Consider the following 21,397-nt stretch of genomic DNA (forward strand, 5'->3'; position numbering starts at 1 on the left):
CGTGGCAGCGCGCATTCTGGTAGCCGGCATCGGCAACATCTTCCTCGGCGACGACGGTTTCGGCTCCGAGGTGGCCCGACTCACCGACGTTCCGCACGATGACGCACGCGTCGTCGACTACGGCATCAGCGGCATGCATCTGGCATACGACCTGCTCGAGGAGTGGGACGCGCTCATTCTCATCGATGCCATCCCCGGCCGCGGCAGTCCGGGAAGGTTGCACGTCTTCCAGGCCAATCACGACAGCGATTCCGGTGCAACCGGTTTGGACGCGCACAGCATGGATCCCCAGACGGTGTTCGCCAGCCTGCGGGCATTGGGCGGCGCCCCGCCCTACACCGTCATCGTCGGATGCGAGGCCGGCAGCGTCGAGGAACACCTGGGACTGACCGAACCGGTCGCCGCCGCCGTCCCGCGCGCCGTCCGCGCGGTGCGCAAAATCGTTGCGGCGTTGCAGGCTTCGGCACCGGCAGAGCGGCAGTGCTGATGTGTCTGGGGATTCCCGGCCGGGTGATCGGGATGCTGGAGGGATACGAGGGCCAACTCGCCCTGGTCGACGTCGCCGGGGAGCAGCGCAAGGTCAACATCGGGATGCTGCCGGAGGAGATCTTCGAACCGGGCGACTGGGTGATCATCCACATGGGCTTCGCCGTGCAGAAGACCGACCGCGCCGGCGCCGAGGAGGCCATGGCAGGCCTGCAACTGATGGGCCGGGGCCCTGCGGAGGGCGGTTGAGGTGACCACCGCACCCCTGACCCGGTCTGACGATGTGCGGCGGCGCATCACGGTGACCGGGGTGGTTCAAGGGGTCGGCTTCCGTCCGTTCGTGCACCGCCTCGCCGTGGAACTGGGGCTGACGGGATTCGTCGGGAACGACTCGGGTGCGGTGTTTCTCGAGGTGCAGGGAGATCGCGGCCGGGTGGACGAATTCTCCCGCCGCTTACGCGGTGAGGCACCCCCACTGGCCCGCATCACGTCGGTATCGGTGACCGACGCCGAATTTCCCGACGCGAGCGCACCGGCATTCCGCATCGTGGCCAGCCAGGCCGTGGACGGACCGGCGACGCCGATCCCACCCGACGTGGCGGTGTGCGACGACTGCCTCGCCGAACTGTTCGACCCGCACAACCGCCGCTACCGCCACCCGTTTGTCACGTGCACCAACTGCGGGCCGAGGTTCACCATCATCCGGTCGCTGCCCTACGACCGGCCGGGCACCACCATGTCGGGGTTCGCCATGTGCGGTCGATGCGCCACGGAGTACCACGATCCGGCCGATCGGCGGTTCCATGCCCAGCCCATCGCGTGCCCGCAGTGCGGACCGTCACTGTGGTTCGACGGCAAGCACGGGCGCACCGACGGATCCGACGCGGCTGTCTCGGCGGCCCAGCAGGCGCTGGCTTCGGGCGCCGTCGTCGCCGTCAAGGGCATCGGCGGCTACCACCTGGCCTGCGCCGTCGACGACGAGTCGGTGGTCACCGCATTGCGGGCACGAAAGTCGCGCGGGGGCAAGCCTTTCGCTGTCCTGGTTCGCGACCTCACGGTCGCGCGGCGGTATGCGCGCATCGATGACACCGAGGCCGCGGTCTTGGCCGGTCCGGCGCGGCCGATCGTGTTGCTGCGCCGCCGGCCCGGCGCACCGGTGGCCGGCGCGGTCGCACCCGGCAGCCCCCTGATCGGCCTGATGCTGCCGTACTCCCCTGTTCACCATCTGCTGCTGGACGGACCGCTCGACGCGGTGGTGCTCACCAGCGCGAACCGCTCCGACGAGCCGATCTGTTTCACCGAACGGGATGCCGCAGAACGACTTCCGCTGTTGTGCGACGCCGTCCTGAACCACGACCGGCCGATTCACGTGCCGTGCGACGACTCGGTGGTGCGCGTGGTGGACGGGCGGGAACTGCCGATCCGCCGCTCACGCGGCTATGCGCCGCTGCCGGTCGAGCTCGGTCTCGACGGCCCCGCGGTGCTGGCCGTCGGTGGCGAGCTGAAGAACACGTGCTGCCTCACCGACGGTTCGCGCGCCTACCTGTCCGGTCATCTCGGCGACATGGCCGGGTATGAGGCGCTGCGGTCCTTCGAGCGGGCGGTAGGACAGCTCAGCGAGATACGCGGCCGTCCGGCACGATTGGCGGCCGATCTGCATCCCGGCTACCACACCCGCGCCTGGGCGGAGCGGCACGCGCAGGACCGGCCGCTGGATCTGGTTCAGCACCACCACGCGCACGTCGTGTCGCTGCTGGCCGAACACGGGCGACTCGGCGAGCCGATCGTCGGGGTGGCCTTCGACGGCACCGGCTATGGATGCGACCAGACCATCTGGGGCGGCGAGATCCTCATCCTGGGTCACGACAGTCACCGGTTCCGGCGGGCCGGGCACCTGCGCCCGGTGCCGCTGCCCGGCGGCGACGCGGCGGTGCGCAATCCGTGGCGCATGGCCCTGTCCCAGCTGTGGCAGGCCGGGATCGGCTGGGATGCCGATCTGGCGCCGGTGCGCGCGGCCACGGCCGACGAATTGCGGCTCACCCGTTCCCTTCTCGAGAGCGGGGCGGCGTGCGTGCCGTGCTCCAGCATGGGGCGGGTGTTCGATGCGGTCGCCTCTGTGCTGGACGTGCGCCACCGGATCGACTACGAGGGCCAGGCGGCCATCGAATTGGAGATCCTGGCGCACGCGGCGCCGGCCGTCGAACCGCTGCACCTCGCGGTGAACGCGGACGGGATGATCGACCCCGCTCCGATGATGCGGGCGATGGTGGCGGCGCTGCGGGGCGGAGTGCCGGCGGCGGCGCTGGCCGCGGGCTTTCACCGGGCGGTGGCCGAGGCCGTCGCCGACGTGGTGTGCCGGGTGGCCGGCCCGATCCGGCTGGCCGGGCTTACCGGCGGCGTCTTCCAGAACGTACTGCTGCTGGAGCTATGTCGTAAAAAGCTGCAGGACAGAGGCTTTGAGGTGCTGACCCACCGGGCCGTGCCGCCGAATGACGGGGGGCTGGCGCTGGGCCAGGCCGCCGTCTGTCTGCTGATCGCGCGGGAGGAGGGACACCGATGAACAGCAGCACCGTCGTGGAAGGCGGACTCGCGGCCGGTTTGGCTGCTGATCTGGCGAGTGCGGCCTTCACGGCAGCCAGGCGGTTCGCCGCGGGCGCCACCATGTGGTCGATCGCGCCGTCGTGGGAACCGCATGCCAGGCACATCGCGGTCGAGTTCGTGCACCCGGTGATCGTGGGTAAGCGGGCACTGCCGGCGGTCGCACTGACCGGGCCTGACCTGGCGGACCTGGTCCGGGTGTCGGTACGGCCCGGTGACCTGGTGATCGCGGTCGCCGGCGCCGACGACCCGGACGTGCGATCGGTGGCGCGTCGCTGTCCGGCCTGGGGAGCCACCACCATCTGGATCGGCAGCGGTAGCCGGCCCGAACCCGGAGCCGCCGATCATGTGCTGTGGCTGGACGACCCCGATCCCCTGGTTCCCGTGACCGGTGGCTTCGTGTTGTTCTACCACCTGCTGTGGGAACTGACCCATGTCTGCTTTGAGCACCCTGGATTGTTGAAAGCGCCTCCCGCCGAGACGGTTTGCGTCACCTGCAGCGACGAGGGCCGGCTCGGTGAAGTGCTGGCCCCGGGTGACGGCGACCATGCCACCGTGCGAACGGCACGGGGCACCGAAACGGTGGTCACGACCCTGATCGGGCCGGTCGCTGCCGGCGACCTGGTGGTCGTGCATGCGGGGACGGCGATCTCACGCGCGGCGCGGGAGGACTCATGACGGACCAGGAGCCGACCAACTTCCTCTACCCGTTCATCGACGCGCAGGAAGAAGATCCCGATTCGCTGCTGGCCGACCTGGCGGCGTCTGCACAGGCCAAGGCCGCCGAGAGCCTCGCCGTGCGCCGTGCCACCCTGGCCGCCAATGCCGGCCTGATGGAGCGTGCCGCAACTGAAATGGCGCGGCGGTTCGGCGCCGGCGGACGGATGTTCACCTTCGGCAACGGCGGCAGCAGCACCGATTGCACCACGCTGGCCGGGCTGTTCGCCCGCCCGCCGGTCGGAAACCCCTTGCCGGCCTGGTCTTTGAGCACAGATCAGGCGATCGTCACCGCGCTGGGCAACGACGTGGGATTCGAGTTGGTGTTCGCCCGCCAGTTGATCGCGCGGGCCACGTCCGGCGACATCGCGGTCGCCATGTCCACCAGTGGGAGTTCACCGAACCTGCTCACCGCGCTCGCAGAGGCCCGCCAACGAGGCTTGTACACCATCGGTTTCGCGGGATATCACGGCGGCGCGTTCGCGGACAACCCGAATGTGGACGCCTGCTTCACCGTCGGATCCCAGAGCGTGCACCGGATTCAGGAAGCCCAAGCGCTGCTCGGCTATCGGCTGTGGCTGGCCGTGCAGCACAAGTGTGACCAGAAGGTGGGGGCCGCATGACGAACTCAGCCGGGGAATACCTCTCGTCAGGACCGCGATTCGCCGAGGGGCAGGTGATCGAGCGCATCGAGTCGTTCCGCAGGCGGCGTCCCCGCTTACTCGACGACCACATCACGCTGGCGCACGGAGCCGGCGGCAAGGCGTCGGCGGCACTGGTGGACGCCGTGTTCCTGGACGCCTTCCGCAACCCGCTGCTCGAGTCACTGGGCGACGGTGCGGTGCTCACCCTGCCCGGGGGCCAGCGGATCGCCATGTCTACCGACTCATTCGTGGTGCAGCCCAGACGGTTTCCGGGTGGCTCGGTGGGGACCCTGGCCGTGCACGGCACCTGCAACGACCTCGCGATGGCCGGTGCCGTGCCGTCCTGGATCTCGGCGGCCTTCGTACTCGAGGAGGGCTTCCCGATCGCGGAACTGCGGGAGATCGTGGCCGACATGGCGTCCGCGGCCGCCGATGCCGGTGTGCAGATCGTCACCGGTGACACCAAGGTGGTGCCCAACGTCGCCGCCGACGGCATGTTCATCACCACCACCGGCACCGGGGTGATACCCGCCGACCGCGCTTTGTCGGCCGGGTCGGTGCGTGCCGGCGACAGAGTGTTGCTGTCCGGGACGATGGGCGATCACGGCATGGCGGTTATGCTGGCCCGCGGTGACCTGGCCATCGAGGCCGACATCGCCTCGGACACGGCGTCATTGAGCCCGCTGGTGGAGCTGTTGATGACGGCTGCGCCGTCCACCCGGTGGCTGCGCGACGCCACCCGCGGCGGGGTGGGAACGGTCTGCAACGAACTGGCCCAGTCCTGCGGGCTCGGCGTGCTGCTCGAGGAAGAGCGCCTGCCGGTACAGCCGATGGTCACCGGCGCATGTGAACTGCTCGGCATCGACCCGCTCTACGTCGCCAACGAAGGAAAGTTCGTCGCCGTGGTGCCGGCCGGGGAAGCCGAGGCGGGGCTGGCCGCCCTGCGCTCCCACCCGCTGGGCGCCGAGGCCGCCGACATAGGTCAGATCGTGACCGAACCGCGCGAAAGCGTGCTGCTACGAACCGGATTCGGCGGCACCCGGATCGTCGACATGCTGGTCGGCGACCCGTTGCCGCGAATCTGCTGACATCAGAGAGGAGCCGGCCGATGTGCCTGGGCATTCCGGGACGGATCGTCGCCATCACCGATCCCGCGAACCATTTGGCCAAAGTGGACGTCAGTGGTGTGCAGCGCACCATCAGTGTGCGCCTGCTGGAAGGCGACCCGCCCGCGCCCGACGACTGGGTGCTGGTCCACGTCGGCTTCGCGATGGCCAAGATCGACGAAACCGAAGCGCTGCTGACCCTGGCCGCCATCAAGAAGCTCGGCGAGGCCTACACCACCGAGCTGGAAGCCTTCGATTCTTCCGCGATTGTTTAGGGAGCGCAATGAGATTCGTCGACGAGTTCCGGGACCCGGCGGCGGCCCGCACGCTACTGAGTGCGATCGAGCACCTCGCGGGGGCCGGTCCCGAGCACTTCAAATTCATGGAGGTGTGCGGCGGTCATACGCACACCATCTACCGCCACGGCATCGAACATCTGCTGCCCGAGAACGTGGAACTCGTGCACGGCCCGGGCTGCCCGGTCTGTGTGATCCCGATGGGCCGCATCGACGACGCGATGTGGCTGGCCGAGCGGCCCGGTGTGATCTTCACCTGTTTCGGCGACATGATGCGGGTGCCCGGCTCGGCCGGAAGTCTGCTGGACGCCAAGGCGCGCGGCGCGGACGTACGGTTCGTCTACTCCCCGTTGGACGCGCTGAAGATCGCCCTCGACAACCCGCATCGCGAGGTGGTGTTCTTTGCGATCGGCTTCGAGACCACCGCTCCGTCCACCGCCGTGACGCTGGTGCGGGCCCGTGAGTTACGGCTGCCCAACTTCAGCGTGTTCTGCAACCACGTCACGATCGTGCCGCCGATCAAGGCGATCCTGGAATCGCCGGACCTGCGACTGTCCGGATTCATCGGCCCGGGACACGTGTCGACGGTGGTGGGCAACCGGCCCTACCGGTTCGTCCCGCAGGTGTACCGAAAGCCGTTGGTGGTCGCCGGTTTCGAGCCGTTGGACATCCTGGCCTCGGTCGCGATGCTGCTGCGGCAGATCCGCGAGGGCCGGTGCGAGGTGGAGAACCAGTACAAGCGGGTGGTGCCGGAGAACGGCAACCCCGCCGCGCTGGCCCTGATGGGCAGGGTGTTCGCACTGCGACCGCATTTCGAATGGCGCGGGCTCGGTTTCATCTCGCAGAGCGCACTGCGCCTGCACGACGACTTCGCGGATTTCGATGCGGAACAACGCTTCTCGATGCCCGGCGTGCGGGTCGCCGACCCCAAGGCGTGCCAGTGCGGCGAGGTGCTCAAGGGCGTCCTCAAACCGTGGGAGTGCAAGGTTTTCGGCACCGCCTGCACACCCGAGACACCGATCGGCACCTGCATGGTGTCCCCGGAGGGGGCCTGTGCCGCCTACTACAACTTCGGGCGCATGCACCGTGACGCCGTCACGGTGGCGGGGTCAGCCCAGCCGTGACCGACGCGGCGGGCGCCGAGATGTTCGCCCGATACGCCTACGCGCCCAACGCGCTCGGCTATTGCGGCCCGCCGCTGGGCGCCACCCTGCGGGACGGCACGGTGGACGATGTGCTGACCGCGGCGCGCCGCTTCTCCGGCGCCTGGCCGTATCTGCGGGTGCTGTCGCGGCTGACTCACATCGCCGATCCGCTGGACCATCGGTTGGTCGAGTCGTATTGGCTCGGCGGCGGTGTCGGAGCGGAAGTCGCCGGGCCCCGATTCTTCGGCGAACTGCTCGCCATCATCGGCCCACAGGCCGGCCGATACTGGTCACACCTGACCCCCGACCTGGCCGGCGAGGCGGCCGGTAACCACTGCTTTCACGTCTTCGGCGTGTATCCCTGGACGCGTTTCCTGGGCCGCGGCATGGATGAACACCCCCTGCATGTGCTCGACAGTTGCCGGATCAACTGGGGCACGGTCAGCTCCCGCACCGGTGACGCTGTCGAGGTGCGGTGCCGGCGGCTGGTGTGGGACGGCCGGGGGCTCGGTCTGTCCGAACCGGAGCACCGGGTGCTCGAGGTCTGGGCCGACGGGTACTGCGCGGTGCCGGACGTGGCGGCCGGTGACGACGTCGCGCTGCACTGGGGCCGGCTGTGCGGCCGGCTGCACCCGGACCAGGTGCGCGCGCTCGCCGACAGCACGGACCGGCAAATACGGGTGACCAACCAACGTCTTGATAGGTGATTCCGTGTCACACTGGCCCTCGTGCCCGATTCCCTGTGCGACGTGCTGCCCAGCACGGCGGCTCTGCTCGGGGTACCTGGCGCGGTGGACGCGCTCGGGCTGACGGAATCGCTCGGGGACGTCGACCGGATCATGGTGGTCCTGGTCGACGGGCTGGGCTGGCACCTGTTGCCGGATCTGGTTGACGACGCCCCGCTGCTGGCCTCCGTGCTGGCCGGTCGCACGGGCCGGTTGCGCCAGCTGAACTGCACGTTCCCGTCCACCACGCCGACGAGCCTGGTGTCACTGGGCACCGGCGCCCAGCCCGGGCAGCACGGCATCCTCGGCTTCACCCTCAACATCCCGGGCACCGACCGCGTGCTCAACCACATCCGGTGGCGGGACGAACCGCCGGTGGACGAATGGCAGCCTCTCCCAACGTGGTTCGACCGGTTCGCCCATGCCGGGGTCAAGGCCCGCGCGCTGCTGCCGGAGTGGTTCATCGGCAGCGGTCTGACCGAAGCCGCCTACCATGGCGCCCTCTTCCTGCCCACGCACGCCGACGACGACTACGCACAGCTGATGATCGACGAGGTGCACGCCGCCCCCGGCCTGATCTACGGCTATACCGCTGACCTGGACACGATGGCGCACGTGTTCGGCGTCGGCTCGCCGGAGTGGCATGAAGCGGCGGCCCGCGTCGACGCCCTGCTGAGCAGGCTGGCCGAGTCGCTGCCCGCCAATGCGGCGCTGCTGGTGACCGCAGACCACGGCGGCCTGAACGTCGCCGCGGACGCGCGTATCGACATGGACGCCAACCCCGAACTGGCCGCCGGGATCAGAGTGGTCGCCGGAGAGCCGCGCGTGCGCTACCTGCACACCGAGCCCGGCGCCACCGCCGACGTAGTGGCCGCCTGGACCCAACGCCTCGCCGGTCGCGCCGATGTCTACACGCGCGACCAGGCCGTCACGGCCGGGTTGTTCGGTCCGGTCAACCCGGTTCATCTGCCCCGCATCGGTGACGTCGTAGTCGTGTGCACGGGCGGATCGGCGGTCCTGGCGACCGGCCACGAACCGCCGGAGTCGGCACGGCTGGTCGGCTTTCACGGTGCGGCGACAGCGGCCGAGATGGCCATCCCGCTGATCGAATTGCTCTAATCAAACTCAAATCTCTTTTGCATCCTCGCGGTGCGCCGGGCGCGATAGATTCAAATTTGTGGAGCTCCCAGCCGTCGTGTGTGCGCGTCGCCTGTTCGCAGGGCGGGAGATCTAGCCGTGGATTACGGGCAGTTGCCGCCGGAAATCCACTCGGCGCGAATGTATTCGGGCCCTGGTGCGCAGTCGCTGCTGGACGCTGCGGTCGGGTGGAGCAACGTCGCTGAGGGACTCGAGGAGGCCGCGGACGGATTCCGCCACGTGGCCGCGAAGCTGAACTGCGGCTGGCAGGGTACGGCGGCAGTCGCCATGACCCAGGCCGCGACGCCCTACCTCGGGTGGCTGAACGCCGCAGCGGCCAAGAGCAGACAGACCGCCGAGCACGCCCGGGCGGCCGCGGCCGCGTACCAGGAAGCCTATGCGGCGATGGTGCCCCCGCCGGTGGTCGCGGCCAACCGCTCCCACCGTGCGTCGCTGGCGGCGGCCAACGCGCTGAGCCAGGACACTCAGACGATCGCGGAGATGGACGCACACTACGAACAGATGTGGGCCCGCGACGTCGAGGCCATGTACACCTACGCCGAATCCGCGGCCGCCGCCGCGCAGCTGGCGCCGTTCACCTCCGGCCCGCTCGCCCTGGACCTGCCGGTGCTGGCCCGGCAAGGTGCACTCGGCGACCCCGACGTGATGGCCGCCGGCTCGCAGTTGATCTCCTCGATACCGCAGGTGTTGCAGTCGCTTTCGGCATCGCCGTTGACGTCCCTGGGCACCGCCCTTGCCACGGTGTCCTCGTCACTGGCGAAGCTGAGTTGCCTTGCCGTCCCGGTGAAGTTCCCGATGCACCTGCTCAACTTCCTCGGCAAGGGCCCGGCCGCGGCCCGCAAGGTCCAGGCAACGGTCCAGGCGACCTGGGGCAGAGGCATGTCGGTCGGCCGGCTGTCGGTGCCACCGGCCTGGGGCACCGCGGAACCACCCAAGCCGGCCGTTATCGACCTCTACTGCTCGAGACGGCGCCTGCGAACCATCGGAGGGCTCGCGGTCAGCGGGAGCCTGGTCTACTCCTAACGCCTCGCCGAGGCCGCGGTCAGGCCCGGTCCGGCTTCCGGAACTATGTCGGCTACAGCGGCGTCACATAGGCGGAACTGATACCGCCGTCCACCAAGAACGTCGAGGCGGTGATGAACGAGGCGTCGTCACTGGCCAGAAATGCGACGGCAGCGGCGATCTCGTCGGGGTCGGCGAAGCGCCCCAGCGGCACGTGCACCAGCCGGCGGGCGGCCCGCTCGGGGTCTTTGGCGAAAAGCTCCTGCAGCAACGGTGTGTTCACCGGTCCCGGGCACAGTGCGTTGACGCGGATCCCCTGCCGGGCGAATTGCACCCCGAGTTCCCGCGACATCGCCAGCACTCCGCCCTTGGATGCGGTGTAGGAGATCTGCGACGTCGCCGAGCCCATGACCGCGACGAAGGACGCCGTGTTGATGATCGAACCCTTGCCGGCGGGCACCATGTGCCGCAGGGCCGCGCGGCAGCACAAATACACCGATTTCAGGTTGACGTCCTGGACGTGTTGCCAGGCAGGCAGTTCGGTGCTCTCGATCAGGTCGTCCTCCGGCGGCGAGATGCCGGCGTTGTTGAACGCGATGTCGACCGACCCGCATGCGTGCGCGGCGCCGTCGAATAGCTTGTTCACCGACTCCTCGTCGGAAACATCAACTGCCACATACAGTCCGGAGAGTTCTTCGGCGGCAGCACCACCGGCCTCGGCGTCGATGTCGCCGATGACGATGGTCGCGCCCTCGGCGTGCATGCGCCGCGCCGCGGCCAGCCCGATGCCGCTGCCGCCGCCGGTGATGACCGCCACCCGGCCCGCCAGCCGTCGACTCAGGTCGATCACTGCTCCTCCTTGATGGCGATGAACACGTTCTTGGTCTCGGTGAAATGTAGCGGGGCGTCGGGCCCGAGCTCACGGCCCACACCGGATTGTTTGAACCCGCCGAACGGGGTGGTGTAACGCACCGAGGAATGCGAATTCACGGACAGGTTGCCGGATTCCACCGCCCGCGACACACGCAGGGCGCGGGACAGGTCGTTGGTCCAGATCGAACCCGAAAGACCGTATTCGGTGTCGTTGGCCAGCGTGACAGCGTCGTGCTCGTCGTCGAAGGGCAGGACGGTGACGACCGGACCGAAGATCTCCTCGGTGACGCTGCGGTCGGTCCGCCTCGGGGTGAGAACCGTTGGCGGGAACCAGAATCCGGGACCAGCAGGGGCGGTGCCGCGAAACGCGACGGGGGCATTCGGGGGCACGTAGGAGGCCACCTTGTTCCAGTGCGCCCGCGACACCAGCGGACCCATCTGGGTGCCGTCGGCCGCGGGGTCGCCCACCACGACGGCGCGCACGGCGGGTTCGAGCAGCTCCATGAAGCGGTCGTAGACACTGCGCTGCACCAGGATCCGGCTGCGTGCGCAGCAGTCCTGACCGGCGTTGTCGAACACCCCGTCCGGCGCCGTCGCGGCCGCCCGCTCGAGATCGCAGTCGGCGAACACGATGTTGGCGCTCTTGCCACCGAGTTCCAGCGTCACCCGCTTGACGTGCGCCGCCGCACCGGCCATCACCTTCTTGCCCACCGCGGTGGATCCGGTGAACACGACCTTGCGGATGCCCGGATGGGTGACGAACCGCTCCCCCACCACCGAGCCCTGACCCGGCAACACCTGCAACAGGTCGCCGTCCAGCCCCGCTTCGACAGCCAGCTCACCCAGGCGCATGGTGGTCAGCGGCGTCCACTCGGCCGGCTTGACCAGCACCGCGTTGCCCGCCGCCAGCGCAGGCGCGATCCCCCACGTCGCGATCACCATCGGGAAGTTCCACGGGGTGATCACCCCTACCACGCCCATCGGCTCGTGGAAGGTGACGTCGATGCCGCCGGCGACGGGAATCTGCTTGCCGGACAAGCGTTCCGGGCTGGCACTGTAGTACTGCAGCACGTCGCGGACATTGCCCGCCTCCCACCGGGCCGAACCCAGTGGGTGCCCGGAATTGGCGACTTCGAGCGCGGCCAGTTCGTCGAGGTGCGCGTCGACGGTGGCCGCGAACGCCCGCAGTCCGGCGGCGCGTTCGGCCGGCGCCAGCCGCGCCCAGCGCCGCTGCGCGGCGCTCGCCCGTGCCACCGCGTCGTCGACGGCGGCGGCGTCGGCATGCTCGACCGAGCGCAGCACCTCTTCGGTGGCGGGGTTGATCAGCTGCGCGGAGGTCATGCGGCCGCATAGGATCGGGCGGCGTCGACCAGGGCGGTGAACAGCCGCAGATCGTCCAGCGACTTCTCCGGATGCCATTGCACCGCAAGGGCGAACGCATCCCCGGGCAGCTCCACCGCCTCGACGACGCCGTCCACGTCCCACGCGCTGACCACCAGCGCCTCGCCCACCGCGTCGATCGCCTGATGGTGGTAACACGGCACCTCGGCGGTCTCGCCGATCAGCGCCGCCACCCTGGTTCCGGGAACGGTGCGCACCGGCAGCCTGCTGAATACGCCGTTACCGGCGCGGTGACCGGAGTGGCCGATCACCTCGGGCAGGTGCTGGTGCAGGGTGCCGCCATAGGCGACGTTGAGCAGTTGCGCGCCACGGCAGATGCCCAGCACCGGCAGCCTGCGGTCCAGCGCGGCGCGCAACAACGCGAACTCCCACGCGTCGCGGTTGACGCGCGGCTCGTCGGTGGTGGCATGGGGTTGCTGCCCGTACGCCGCGGGGTCCAGGTCGTAGCCCCCGGTGATCACCAGCGCGTCCAGGCTGTCCAGCAGCCGGTTCACCGCGTCGACGTTGACCGGCTGCGGCGGCAGCAGCACCGGTATCCCACCGGCCAGCATGACGCCCTCGAAGTAGTCGGCGGGCAGGTACGCCGCGGGAATGTCCCACACCCCGGTCCGCACCTGCTCCAGGTACATCGACAGTCCCACCACCGGGGCGTTACAGCCGCTCAAAGCCACGAATCCTCTCCCAATCGGTGACCGCGGCGTTGAACGCCCGGAGTTCGACGCGCGCGTTGTTCAGGTAATGCGCGACCACGTCGTCGCCGAAGGCCTCCCGCGCCAGCGCCGACTCCCCGAACAGCGTGGCGGCCTCGGCCAGCGTTCCGGGCAATCGCTCGACGTCCTGCGCCTGGTACGCGTTGCCGGCGTAGGGCTCGCCGAGTTCCAGGCCCCGGTCGATACCGTACAGACCGCCCGCGATCAGCGCGGCGACCGCCAGGTACTGGTTGACGTCGCCACCCGGTATCCGGCATTCCACCCGAATGCTGCGTCCGTGCCCCACCACCCGCAGTGCGCAGGTGCGGTTGTCCAGCCCCCAGGCCACCGCGGTCGGAGCGAAGCTGCCGTCGGCGAAACGCTTGTAGGAGTTGATGTTCGGCGCGAAGAACAACGTGAGTTCGCGCACCGTGGCCAGCAGGCCGGCGACGAAGCTACGGAACGTCGCCGACATGCCGCCGCTGCCGTCGGCGAATGTCGCGGTGTCGTCCGGGCCGCGCAGCGACAGATGGACGTGACAGCTATTGCCTTCGCGCTCATCGTATTTCGCCATGAACGTCAGGCTCTTGCCGTGCTGGTCGGCGATCTCCTTGGCGCCGTTCTTGTAGATGGCGTGGTTGTCGCAGGTGACCAGCGCCTCGTCGTAGCGGAAGCCGATCTCCTGCTGGCCGTTGTTGCATTCGCCCTTGATCGCCTCGACCCGCAGACCCGCGCCCTGCATCCCCAGGCGGATGTCGCGCAGCAGCGGCTCCATGCGCGAGGAGGCCATGATCGCGTAGTCGATGTTGTAGTCGCTGGCCGGCGTCAGGTCCCGGTAGCCGCCGGCCCACGCCTGACGGTAGGACTGGTCGAACACGATGAATTCCAGCTCGGTGGCCACGTCGGCGACCAGTCCGCGCTGCGCCAGCCGGTCAAGCTGGCGGCGCAGCACGGCGCGTGGCGACACGGCCACGGGGCTGCCGTCGGCCCAGGCCAGGTCCGCGATCACCAGCGCGGTGCCCGGCAACCACGGCACCGGGCGCAGCGTCGACAGGTCCGGCGTCATCACCATGTCGCCGTAGCCGGTCTCCCAGCTCGACATGGCGTAGCCGGGCACGGTGTTCAGGTCGACATCGACGGCCACCAGGTAGCTGCAGCACTCGGCGCCGTGCGCGGCCACCTCGTCGACGAAGAACCGGCCGGCCACCCGCTTGCCGACCAGCCGGCCCTGCATGTCGGTGAACGCGACGATGACGGTGTCGATGTCACCGGTGCCCACCAGCTGCACCAGTTCCGTCAACGCCAGGCGTGACGAATCATGTTGTGGCACTTGACTGAACCCCCGCGCCTACCAGGCGCTGGTGCGCAACACGATTTCGGTGGCCAACTGTGCTGTCGACTCCTGGGCGTTGCGGCGGCCCGCCAGGTCCACGACCCGGTAGTCGGAAAAGACCAGCCGCTGGCTGTCGCGCGCCGCGTCTCGCGCGGCGGGAGAGCTCACCAACACGGTGGTGCCGATCTCCACCGGTGGGCAGTCGTCGTCGCGAACCACCCCGTCGGCACCGGCCACGGCCGGGTGCCCGCGATCGATGGCGACCAGGCCGGCGAACCGGCCCAGCCTCGTAGCCGCCAGTTCCCAGGCGAGTTCCGCGCCGTCGCGGTCACCCACCACCACGGCCCAGCCGATCCCCAGCGAATCGAGGATTCCGATGACCGACTTCGCGGTCAACCGCGGATCCGCGGCGATCACGACGGTTCGCAGCGACGCGGTGTGCAGGCGCTCGCAGATCGCGTCGTACGCCACGACGGCGCGCTGCTCGGCGCCGAGGATCACCACCACGACACCCTTCTCCGGACCGGCAACTCCTACCTGGGCGGAGAACCCGTCGAGCGTGGTCATCATCCTGGACACCCCGCCAAAACTACGCCCAATGGTCCGCGTTTACACGCCGGGAAGCAGACCCGTCAGTTGGCGGAGCAGGAAGGTGGCGACCTCGAACGCGAGATTGCCGACATAGAGCGCCCGCGGCAGGTAACCGACGTCCAGCAGACCTGCGTTGTAGATCCCGAGGTTGGCGAAACCTGACAGCGTGGCGCCGACATTGAGCAAGCCCGAATTGGCGGCGCCGAGATTCAACGGGCCGGACAGCGCCGTGCCCAGATTCAGCGTCCCGGAGTTGCCCAGCCCGGCGAGCAGCAGGCCGGAGTTGCCGGCGCCCGGCGTCACCAGGCCGGAGTTGCCCGCACCCAGTGTCAGCAGACCCGAGTTGCCCAAACCCGATGCCAGCCAGCCGGAGTCGCCGGCATAGATGTTCAGCAGGCCCGAACTGCCCGCGCCCGGGTTCAGCGTTCCCGAGTTGCCGGCGCCGGCGTTGTAGTTCCCGGACGTGCCGAAGCCGAAGTTCTGGTTACCGGAGCTTCCCGTGCCGGGGTTGTTGATGCCGGACGTCCCCCCACCGACGTTGCCGGTGCCCGCGTTGCCCGCTCCGGGATTGCTGGTGCCGGAACTGCCGGCCCCGATGTTGGTGCCGCCGGAACTGCCGAAGCCGATGTTGCCCGAACCGGCATTGCCGCCGCCGACGTTGCCGCTGCCCGAACTGCCGGCCGTGCCGTTGTTGTTGTTGCCGGAGCTGCCCGCGCTGCCCGCGTTGTCGGTGCCGGAATCCCCGCCGCTGCCGGAGTTGCCCGAACCCGAGCTGCCCGAGGCGGCGATGTTGCCGGTGCCTGAACTGCCGAAGCTGATCGCGTTGTTGTTGGCGCCGGAACTGCCGGCGCTGCCGTTGTTGTTGGAGCCCGAGTTCCCGGCGCTGCCGTTGTTGCCGGTACCCGAGTTGCCCGCAGTGCCGTTGTTGCCCGAACCGGAGCTGCCGCCGGCGGCGTTATTGCCCGAGCCGGACGTACCGGCGCCGCCGTTGTTGCCGGTGCCCGACTGTCCGCCGCTGCCGTTGTTGTTGAAGCCCGAGTTTCCGGCGGTCCCGTTGTTGCCGGTGCCTGAGCTGCCACCGGCCGCCGCGTTGTTGAGGCCCGAGCTCCCGAAGGTCGCCCCGGTGTTGCTGGTGCCCGAGTTGCCGCCGCCGCCGCTGTTGTTCAGACCTGAGTTGCCGGCGCTGCCCGCGTTACCGGAGCCGGAGTTGCCGCCGCTACCGGAGTTGCTGGTTCCCGAGTTTCCGCCTGCGGCAATGTTATTGGCGCCCGAACTGCCGAAGGTGACGCCCGTGTTGTTACGGCCCGAGTTGCCGCCACCACCGCTGTTGCTGAAGCCCGAGTTGCCGGCGCTGCCGGAATTGCCTTCGCCGGAGTTACCCGCGCTGCCCCTGTTCCCGATGCCCGAATTGCCGCCCGCGCCGGCGTTGGCCTCACCTGAACTGCCCAGCGACCCGCTGTTATTGGTGCCGGAGTTTCCGGCGCCCCCGCTGTTGTTGGTCCCCGACTGTCCGGCGCTGCCGCTGTTGCTGAAGCCGGAGTTCCCGCCGCTGCCCTGGTTGCCTTCGCCGGAGCTGCCGTTGCTGCCGGAGTTGTTGGAGCCGGCGTTGCCGCCGCCGGCACCGCTGTTGCTGGTACCCGAGTTGCCGCCACCGACACCGCTGTTGAAATTGCCGGAGTTTCCGCCGCCGGCCACATTGTTTCTACCGCCGGAGTTGCCGCCGCCCGGGCTCGCGTTGCCTGTACCAGAATTGCCGCCGTTGGCGAACCCGCCGTTGTCTTTCCCGGAATTGCCTGAGCTGCCGAAGCCACCGTTGCCGGTGCCCGAGTTCCCGCCGCCCGCACCACCGTTACCGATGCCTGAGTTTCCACCGCCCAGACCGACATTGTTGGCACCCGACGTGCCGTTGCTGAGGCTGTTTCCGAAGCCGGAAGTGCCGGACGCCGCGGCATTGTTGAACCCTGACGAGCCCGCACCGTTGTTGGTTCCCGAGGCGGCGACCGGAGCCCCGTTGCCGGTGTTGTTGTCGCCGACGTTCCAGCTGCCGGAGTTGTTGTTGCCGGTGTTGGTGTTCCCGGAGTTGTTGTTGCCGGTGTTGGTGTTCCCGGAGTTGCCGTCGCCGGTGTTGGTACTGCCGGTGTTGTCGTTGCCGGTATTGGTACTGCCGCTGTTTCGGCTACCGGTATTGGTGTTGCCGGAGTTGTTGTCGCCAGAGTTGGTGTTTCCGCTGTTTCCGTCGCCGGTGTTGGTGTTGCCGGAGTTGCTGGATCCGGTGTTGGTGTCGCCGCTGTTGCCGGTACCGGTGTTGGTCCTACCGGAGTTGTTGGCCCCGGTGTTGGTATTCCCGCTGTTGCCGTCGCCGGTGTTGGTGAAGCCGGCGTTCTTGTTGCCCGTGTTGGTGTTGCCGGAATTGAAGTCAAACCTGTTGGTATTGCCTGAGTTTCCGTTGCCGGTGTCGGTGAAGCCGGAGTTCTTGTCGCCGGTGTTGGTGTTGCCGGAGTTGAAGCTGCCGGTGTTGGTGCTTCCCGAGTTCTTGTCGCCGGTATTGGTGAAGCCCGAGTTGTAGTTGCCGCTGTTGGTGTTACCCGAGTTGCCCGTGCCGGTGTTGGTGTTGCCTGAGTTCCGGAAGCCAGTGTCGGTGAAGCCGGAGTTGTAGCTACCGGTGTTGGTGTTCCCTGAGTTGTAGCCGTCCGGGATGCTGGGGTTGTAGTAGCTGTTGGTGTTCCCCGAGTTGAAGTTGCCGGTATTGGTGTTGCCGGAGTTGGCGTTTCCGGTGTTGGTGTTGCCGGAATTGAGGTTGCCGGTGTTGGTGTTGCCCGAGTTGCGCGCACCGGAGTTGGTGTTGCCGGAGTTGAGGTCGCCGGTGTTGGTGTTGCCGGAGTTGTGGTTTCCGGTGTTGGTGTTGCCGGAGTTGTAGCTTCCGGTGTTGGTGTCGCCGGAGTTGTAGCCGTCGGGTCGGGAGGCGTCGCCGAAGGTGTTGGTATTGCCCGAGTTCAGGTTGCCGGTATTGGTGTTGCCCGAGTTCTGGTTGCCGGTATTGGTGTTCCCGGAGTTCTGGTTGCCGGTATTGGTGTTCCCGGAGTTCTGGTTGCCGGTATTGGTGTTCCCGGAGTTCAGATTGCCGGTATTGGTGTTGCCCGAGTTGTAGTCGCCGGTGTTGGTGCCACCGGCGTTGTAGTTGCCGGTGTTGGTGCCACCTGCGTTGTAGTTGCCGGTGTTCGTCCCACCGGCGTTGTAATTGCCGGTGTTCGTCCCGCCGGCGTTGTAATGGCCGGTGTTGGTGCCACCGGAGTTGTAGTTGCCGGTGTTCGTGCCACCGGAGTTGTAGTAGCCCGCGTTGGTGCCGCCCGAGTTGTAGTACCCGGTGTTGGTGCCGCCCGCGTTGAAGCTGCCGGTATTGGTGCCGCCCGCGTTGTAGCTGCCGTAGTTGGTGCCACCGGCGTTGAAACTGCCGGTGTTAGTACCACCAGAGTTGAAATTGCCCGTGTTGGTGCCACCGGCGTTGTAGTTGCCGGTGTTCGTCCCGCCGGCGTTGTAGTCACCCGTGTTGGTGCCGCCCGAGTTGTAGTCGCCGGTGTTGGTGCCGCCCGAGTTGTAATTGCCGGTGTTGGTGCTGCCCGCGTTGAACCGCCCGGTGTTCGTGCTGCCGGAGTTGTAGAGGCCGGTGTTGGTGCTGCCCGAGTTGAACAGGCCGGTGTTGGTGCTGCCCGCGTTGAAGAATCCCGTGTTGCCGCTGCCGGAATTCCACAAACCGGTGTTCAAGTTGCCAGCGTTCCAGAATCCGGTGTTGTAGTTACCGGAGTTCATCGCGAAGGTGTTGCCGGTGCCGCCGTTCCACCAGCCCAAGTTGCCGCTGCCGGCATTACCGAAGCCGATGTTGTAGTTCCCCGAATTACCGAAGCCGATGTTGCCGCTGCCCGAGTTCCCGAAGCCGATATTGAAGTTTCCGGAGTTGCCCAGGCCCAGGTTGAACCACCCCGAGTTCAGTCGGCCGATACCGAACTGGTTGTCACCGGTGAGCCCCAGCCCGACGTTGTTGTTCCCGGTGTTGCCGAAGCCGATGTTGTTGGTGCCGTTGTTGCCCCACCCCTGGTTGTTGGTTCCGGTGTTCCCGCCACCCTGATTGCCGGTCCCGGTGTTTCCCATGCCGGGGTTGTTGTTGCCGACGTTGCCGTTCCCGGCGTTGCCGTTGCCCCGGTTGCCCTCTCCGACGTTGCCGCTGCCGGTGTTGCCGCCACCCTGGTTGTTGCTGCCGGCGTTGCCGTTGCCAACGTTGCCGCTCCCGGTGTTGCCGCTGCCGGCGTTCGAGTTGCCGATGTTGCCGCTGCCGGTGTTGTTGCTGCCCTGGTTGCCGTTGCCCAGGTTGTTGTCACCGGTCCCCAGTCCGATGCCGCGGTTGCCGCTGCCCGCATTCCCGTTGCCGATGTTGCCGCTGCCGGTGTTGTTGCTGCCCTGATTGCCGTTGCCCAGGTTGTTGTCACCAGTCCCCAGCCCGATGCCGCGGTTGCCGCTGCCCGCATTCCCGCTACCGATGTTGCCGCTACCGGTGTTGTTGCTGCCGATGTCGCCGTGACCGACGTTTCCGTTGCCCTGGTTGCCCGACCCCAGGTTGTTGTCGCCTTTGTTGCCGAAACCGGCATTGCCGTTGCCCAGGTTGCCATTACCGGTGTTGTTGTCGCCCCGGTTGCCCAAACCTGAATTGGCATTGCCGAAGTTGCCGTTGCCGACGTTGTCGTTGCCCCGGTTACCGTTGCCCTGGTTGTTATTGCCGGTATTGCCGTCGCCTGAGTTGGCGTTGCCCTTGTTCCCGTCACCGGTGTTGTTGTCGCCGGCGTTACCGAAGCCGGCGTTGCCGTTGCCCTTGTTGCCGTCGCCGTTGTTGGCATTGCCGGCGTTGCCCAGTCCGGCGTTGTTGTCGCCCTTGTTGCCGTTGCCGACGTTTCCATCGCCCAAATTGCCGGAACCGCCGTTGGCGCTGCCCTTGTTGCCGTCGCCTCCGTTGGTGTTGCCCAGGTTGCCGTCACCCACGTTGTTGTCGCCCTTGTTGGCGTCGCCGGTGTTGCCGCTACCCAGGTTGCCGTTGCCCCGGTTGTTGTTGCCTTCGTTGCCGTTTCCGACGTTCGAGTCACCCAGGTTGCCCATGCCCTGATTGGTGGCGCCCTTGTTGCCGTCGCCGATATTGCCGTCGCCGAGGTTGCCGTTGCCCTGGTTGTTGGCGCCTTTGTTGCCATCTCCGGCGTTGCCGCCGCCCAGGTTGCCGTCGCCGGCGTTGCCGTGGGCGAGGTCGCCGGTGTTGTTGTTTCCGTCGCCGCTGTTCAGGTTGCCGATGTTGCCGTTTCCGGCGTTGCTGTTGCCGGTGTTGCCGCTACCGGTGTTGAAGTTGCCGCGGTTGCCGTCGCCGGTGTTGCTGATGCCCTGATTGCCGTTGCCCTGGTTGCTGTTACCGGTATTCCCGTTGCCCGGGTTCGAGCCGCCGGTGTTGCCGTCACCGTTGTTCAGGACACCGTTGTTGCCGTTGCCTACGTTGCCGTTACCGGTGTTGCCACTCCCGGCATTGCCGCTGCCCCGGTTCCCGTCCCCGGCGTTGTTGCTGCCCCGGTTGCCGTTGCCCTGGTTGGAGTTGCCGGTATTCCCGCTGCCGCGATTGTTGTCGCCGATATTGCCGTTACCGTCGTTGCCAGTGCCCTGGTTGCCGCTGCCGCCGTTGGTCGAACCGGTGTTGCCGTCACCGTTGTTGCCGCTGCCCCTGTTGCCGCTGCCGACGTTGTCGTTGCCCCTGTTTCCGTTGCCGCTGTTGCCGGTGCCCTGATTGCCGATGCCGGCAGCCAACGCCGCTGCGGCGGATCTGGGCGCTGCGACCGGATCGCCGGCAGCAGCCGCCCCCGGAACGGGGGTTGCTTCAGCGGCGCGGCTTGTCTGCGCGGCTGCGCTGTCTGCCGCGGGAGTTGCGGCCGGCGGGTTCGCCCGGATCCCCAGCAACCCGGCGACCCGGCCGGCCAGGTCCTGTAGGGAGCTCTGCCATGGCACCAATTGAGCGACGGCAGCCGAAACCTGCGAATAGTAATCCGACATTGCCGCGACGTCCTGCGCCCACATTTGCTCATAGACCGCTTCGGCCGCCGCGATAGCCGGGGTGTTCTGCCCGAACAGGTTCGAGAAAACCAGTGATAACAATTGTCCTCGATGCGCGACCAATGCGGCTGGATGCACCGTCGCGGCCCTGGCCGCCTCGAAAGCCCCGGCCGCGACCCGCGCCTGACCGGCAACCTCCGCCGCCCCGGACGCCGCCGCATTAAGCCAGCCCACATAGGGGGCGGCGGCGTTTGCCATCGCCGCCGCGGACGGCCCCTGCCAGACGCCACCAGCCAGCCCTGACGTCACTGAATCGAAAGATGCTGCAGCCGAATCTAATTCACTGGCCAATCCGTCCCATGCCGCCGCAGCGGACAGCATGGGGGTAGGGCCGGCTCCGGTGAAGATACGGGCAGAGTTGACCTCCGGCGGAAGGGCGAAGAACGTCATGACCCGGCCAGGGAGCAACTCGACGCACGAGCCGCGCCACTCGCCCAACCGTGCGCAGGTCGCACCATACCGCCTCCAGAATTCAGCCCGAGCAGTCAAGCTACAACACAG

The 21,397-nt window shown here is 67.8% G+C and carries 17 protein-coding genes; 11 read left to right on the forward strand and 6 right to left on the reverse strand.

All coding sequences use genetic code 11. The features are described from left to right. Window position 1: 1 nt before the first annotated feature. The 11 genes from QXK92_RS09145 (at window position 2) to QXK92_RS09195 (ending at window position 9,898) form a co-directional block, all read left to right on the forward strand. Window positions 2–487 carry a hydrogenase maturation protease gene (locus tag QXK92_RS09145; RefSeq protein WP_306241336.1) on the forward strand — a complete coding sequence of 162 codons (486 nt, stop codon included), beginning with the start codon at window positions 2–4 and terminating at the stop codon, window positions 485–487. Continuing rightward, window positions 487–735 (forward strand): HypC/HybG/HupF family hydrogenase formation chaperone, encoded by a 249-nt coding sequence (locus QXK92_RS09150; protein WP_306241337.1) that lies wholly within the window; start codon window positions 487–489, stop codon window positions 733–735. The genes QXK92_RS09145 and QXK92_RS09150 overlap by 1 nt, the downstream gene beginning before the upstream one ends. Before the next feature lies 1 nt (window position 736). Continuing rightward, window positions 737–3,046, forward strand: a complete 2,310-nt coding sequence (gene hypF / locus QXK92_RS09155) for a carbamoyltransferase HypF (protein WP_306241339.1) — start codon at window positions 737–739, stop codon at window positions 3,044–3,046. Further along, window positions 3,043–3,762: a hydrogenase assembly protein HupF gene (locus tag QXK92_RS09160; RefSeq protein WP_306241340.1), complete on the forward strand. Its 720-nt coding sequence runs from the start codon at window positions 3,043–3,045 to the stop codon at window positions 3,760–3,762. Before hypF ends, QXK92_RS09160 begins: the two co-directional genes overlap by 4 nt. Next, window positions 3,759–4,424 carry an SIS domain-containing protein gene (locus tag QXK92_RS09165; protein WP_306241341.1) on the forward strand — a complete coding sequence of 222 codons (666 nt, stop codon included), beginning with the start codon at window positions 3,759–3,761 and terminating at the stop codon, window positions 4,422–4,424. The genes QXK92_RS09160 and QXK92_RS09165 overlap by 4 nt, the downstream gene beginning before the upstream one ends. Beyond that, a complete protein-coding gene (hypE, locus tag QXK92_RS09170) occupies window positions 4,421–5,533 on the forward strand; it encodes a hydrogenase expression/formation protein HypE (protein WP_306241342.1) in 1,113 nt (370 codons plus the stop codon). Before QXK92_RS09165 ends, hypE begins: the two co-directional genes overlap by 4 nt. A gap of 20 nt (window positions 5,534–5,553) precedes the next feature. Continuing rightward, window positions 5,554–5,826, forward strand: coding sequence for a HypC/HybG/HupF family hydrogenase formation chaperone (locus tag QXK92_RS09175; protein ID WP_306241343.1), 273 nt, complete (start codon window positions 5,554–5,556; stop codon window positions 5,824–5,826). Between the two features lie 8 nt (window positions 5,827–5,834). Further along, window positions 5,835–6,971: a hydrogenase formation protein HypD gene (gene hypD, locus QXK92_RS09180; protein ID WP_306241344.1), complete on the forward strand. Its 1,137-nt coding sequence runs from the start codon at window positions 5,835–5,837 to the stop codon at window positions 6,969–6,971. Further along, the gene (locus QXK92_RS09185; protein ID WP_306241345.1) at window positions 6,968–7,699 is read left to right on the forward strand and encodes a DUF6390 family protein; all 732 of its coding nucleotides are present in this window, start codon (window positions 6,968–6,970) and stop codon (window positions 7,697–7,699) included. Before hypD ends, QXK92_RS09185 begins: the two co-directional genes overlap by 4 nt. Window positions 7,700–7,720: 21 nt before the next feature. Then, window positions 7,721–8,836 (forward strand): alkaline phosphatase family protein, encoded by a 1,116-nt coding sequence (locus tag QXK92_RS09190; RefSeq protein ID WP_306241346.1) that lies wholly within the window; start codon window positions 7,721–7,723, stop codon window positions 8,834–8,836. A 117-nt stretch (window positions 8,837–8,953) separates the two neighbouring features. Continuing rightward, window positions 8,954–9,898, forward strand: coding sequence for a PPE family protein (locus tag QXK92_RS09195; protein ID WP_306241347.1), 945 nt, complete (start codon window positions 8,954–8,956; stop codon window positions 9,896–9,898). A 52-nt stretch (window positions 9,899–9,950) separates the two neighbouring features. Here the strand turns inward: QXK92_RS09195 and QXK92_RS09200 are convergent, their stop codons facing one another. Genes QXK92_RS09200 through QXK92_RS09225 form a run of 6 tightly spaced genes read right to left on the reverse strand, consistent with a single transcriptional unit; the run spans window position 9,951 to window position 21,286 of the window. Beyond that, window positions 9,951–10,727, reverse strand: coding sequence for a 3-oxoacyl-ACP reductase (locus tag QXK92_RS09200; RefSeq protein ID WP_306241348.1), 777 nt, complete (start codon window positions 10,725–10,727; stop codon window positions 9,951–9,953). Continuing rightward, window positions 10,724–12,091, reverse strand: a complete 1,368-nt coding sequence (locus QXK92_RS09205; RefSeq protein WP_306241350.1) for an aldehyde dehydrogenase — start codon at window positions 12,089–12,091, stop codon at window positions 10,724–10,726. The genes QXK92_RS09200 and QXK92_RS09205 overlap by 4 nt, the downstream gene beginning before the upstream one ends. Beyond that, complete coding sequence (locus QXK92_RS09210; RefSeq protein WP_306244296.1) at window positions 12,088–12,837, reverse strand: gamma-glutamyl-gamma-aminobutyrate hydrolase family protein; 750 nt, start codon at window positions 12,835–12,837, stop codon at window positions 12,088–12,090. Before QXK92_RS09210 ends, QXK92_RS09205 begins: the two co-directional genes overlap by 4 nt. Continuing rightward, window positions 12,803–14,170 carry a glutamine synthetase family protein gene (locus tag QXK92_RS09215; RefSeq protein ID WP_306241351.1) on the reverse strand — a complete coding sequence of 456 codons (1,368 nt, stop codon included), beginning with the start codon at window positions 14,168–14,170 and terminating at the stop codon, window positions 12,803–12,805. Before QXK92_RS09215 ends, QXK92_RS09210 begins: the two co-directional genes overlap by 35 nt. A gap of 18 nt (window positions 14,171–14,188) precedes the next feature. Further along, entirely contained in the window at window positions 14,189–14,743 is a 555-nt protein-coding gene (locus QXK92_RS09220) for an alpha/beta hydrolase (protein ID WP_306241352.1), read from the reverse strand. A gap of 39 nt (window positions 14,744–14,782) precedes the next feature. Further along, window positions 14,783–21,286, reverse strand: coding sequence for a PPE domain-containing protein (locus QXK92_RS09225; protein ID WP_306241353.1), 6,504 nt, complete (start codon window positions 21,284–21,286; stop codon window positions 14,783–14,785). Window positions 21,287–21,397: the final 111 nt, after the last annotated feature.

The sequence above is a fragment of the Mycobacterium sp. TY815 genome (genome assembly GCF_030755135.1).
GTDB lineage: Bacteria > Actinomycetota > Actinomycetes > Mycobacteriales > Mycobacteriaceae > Mycobacterium.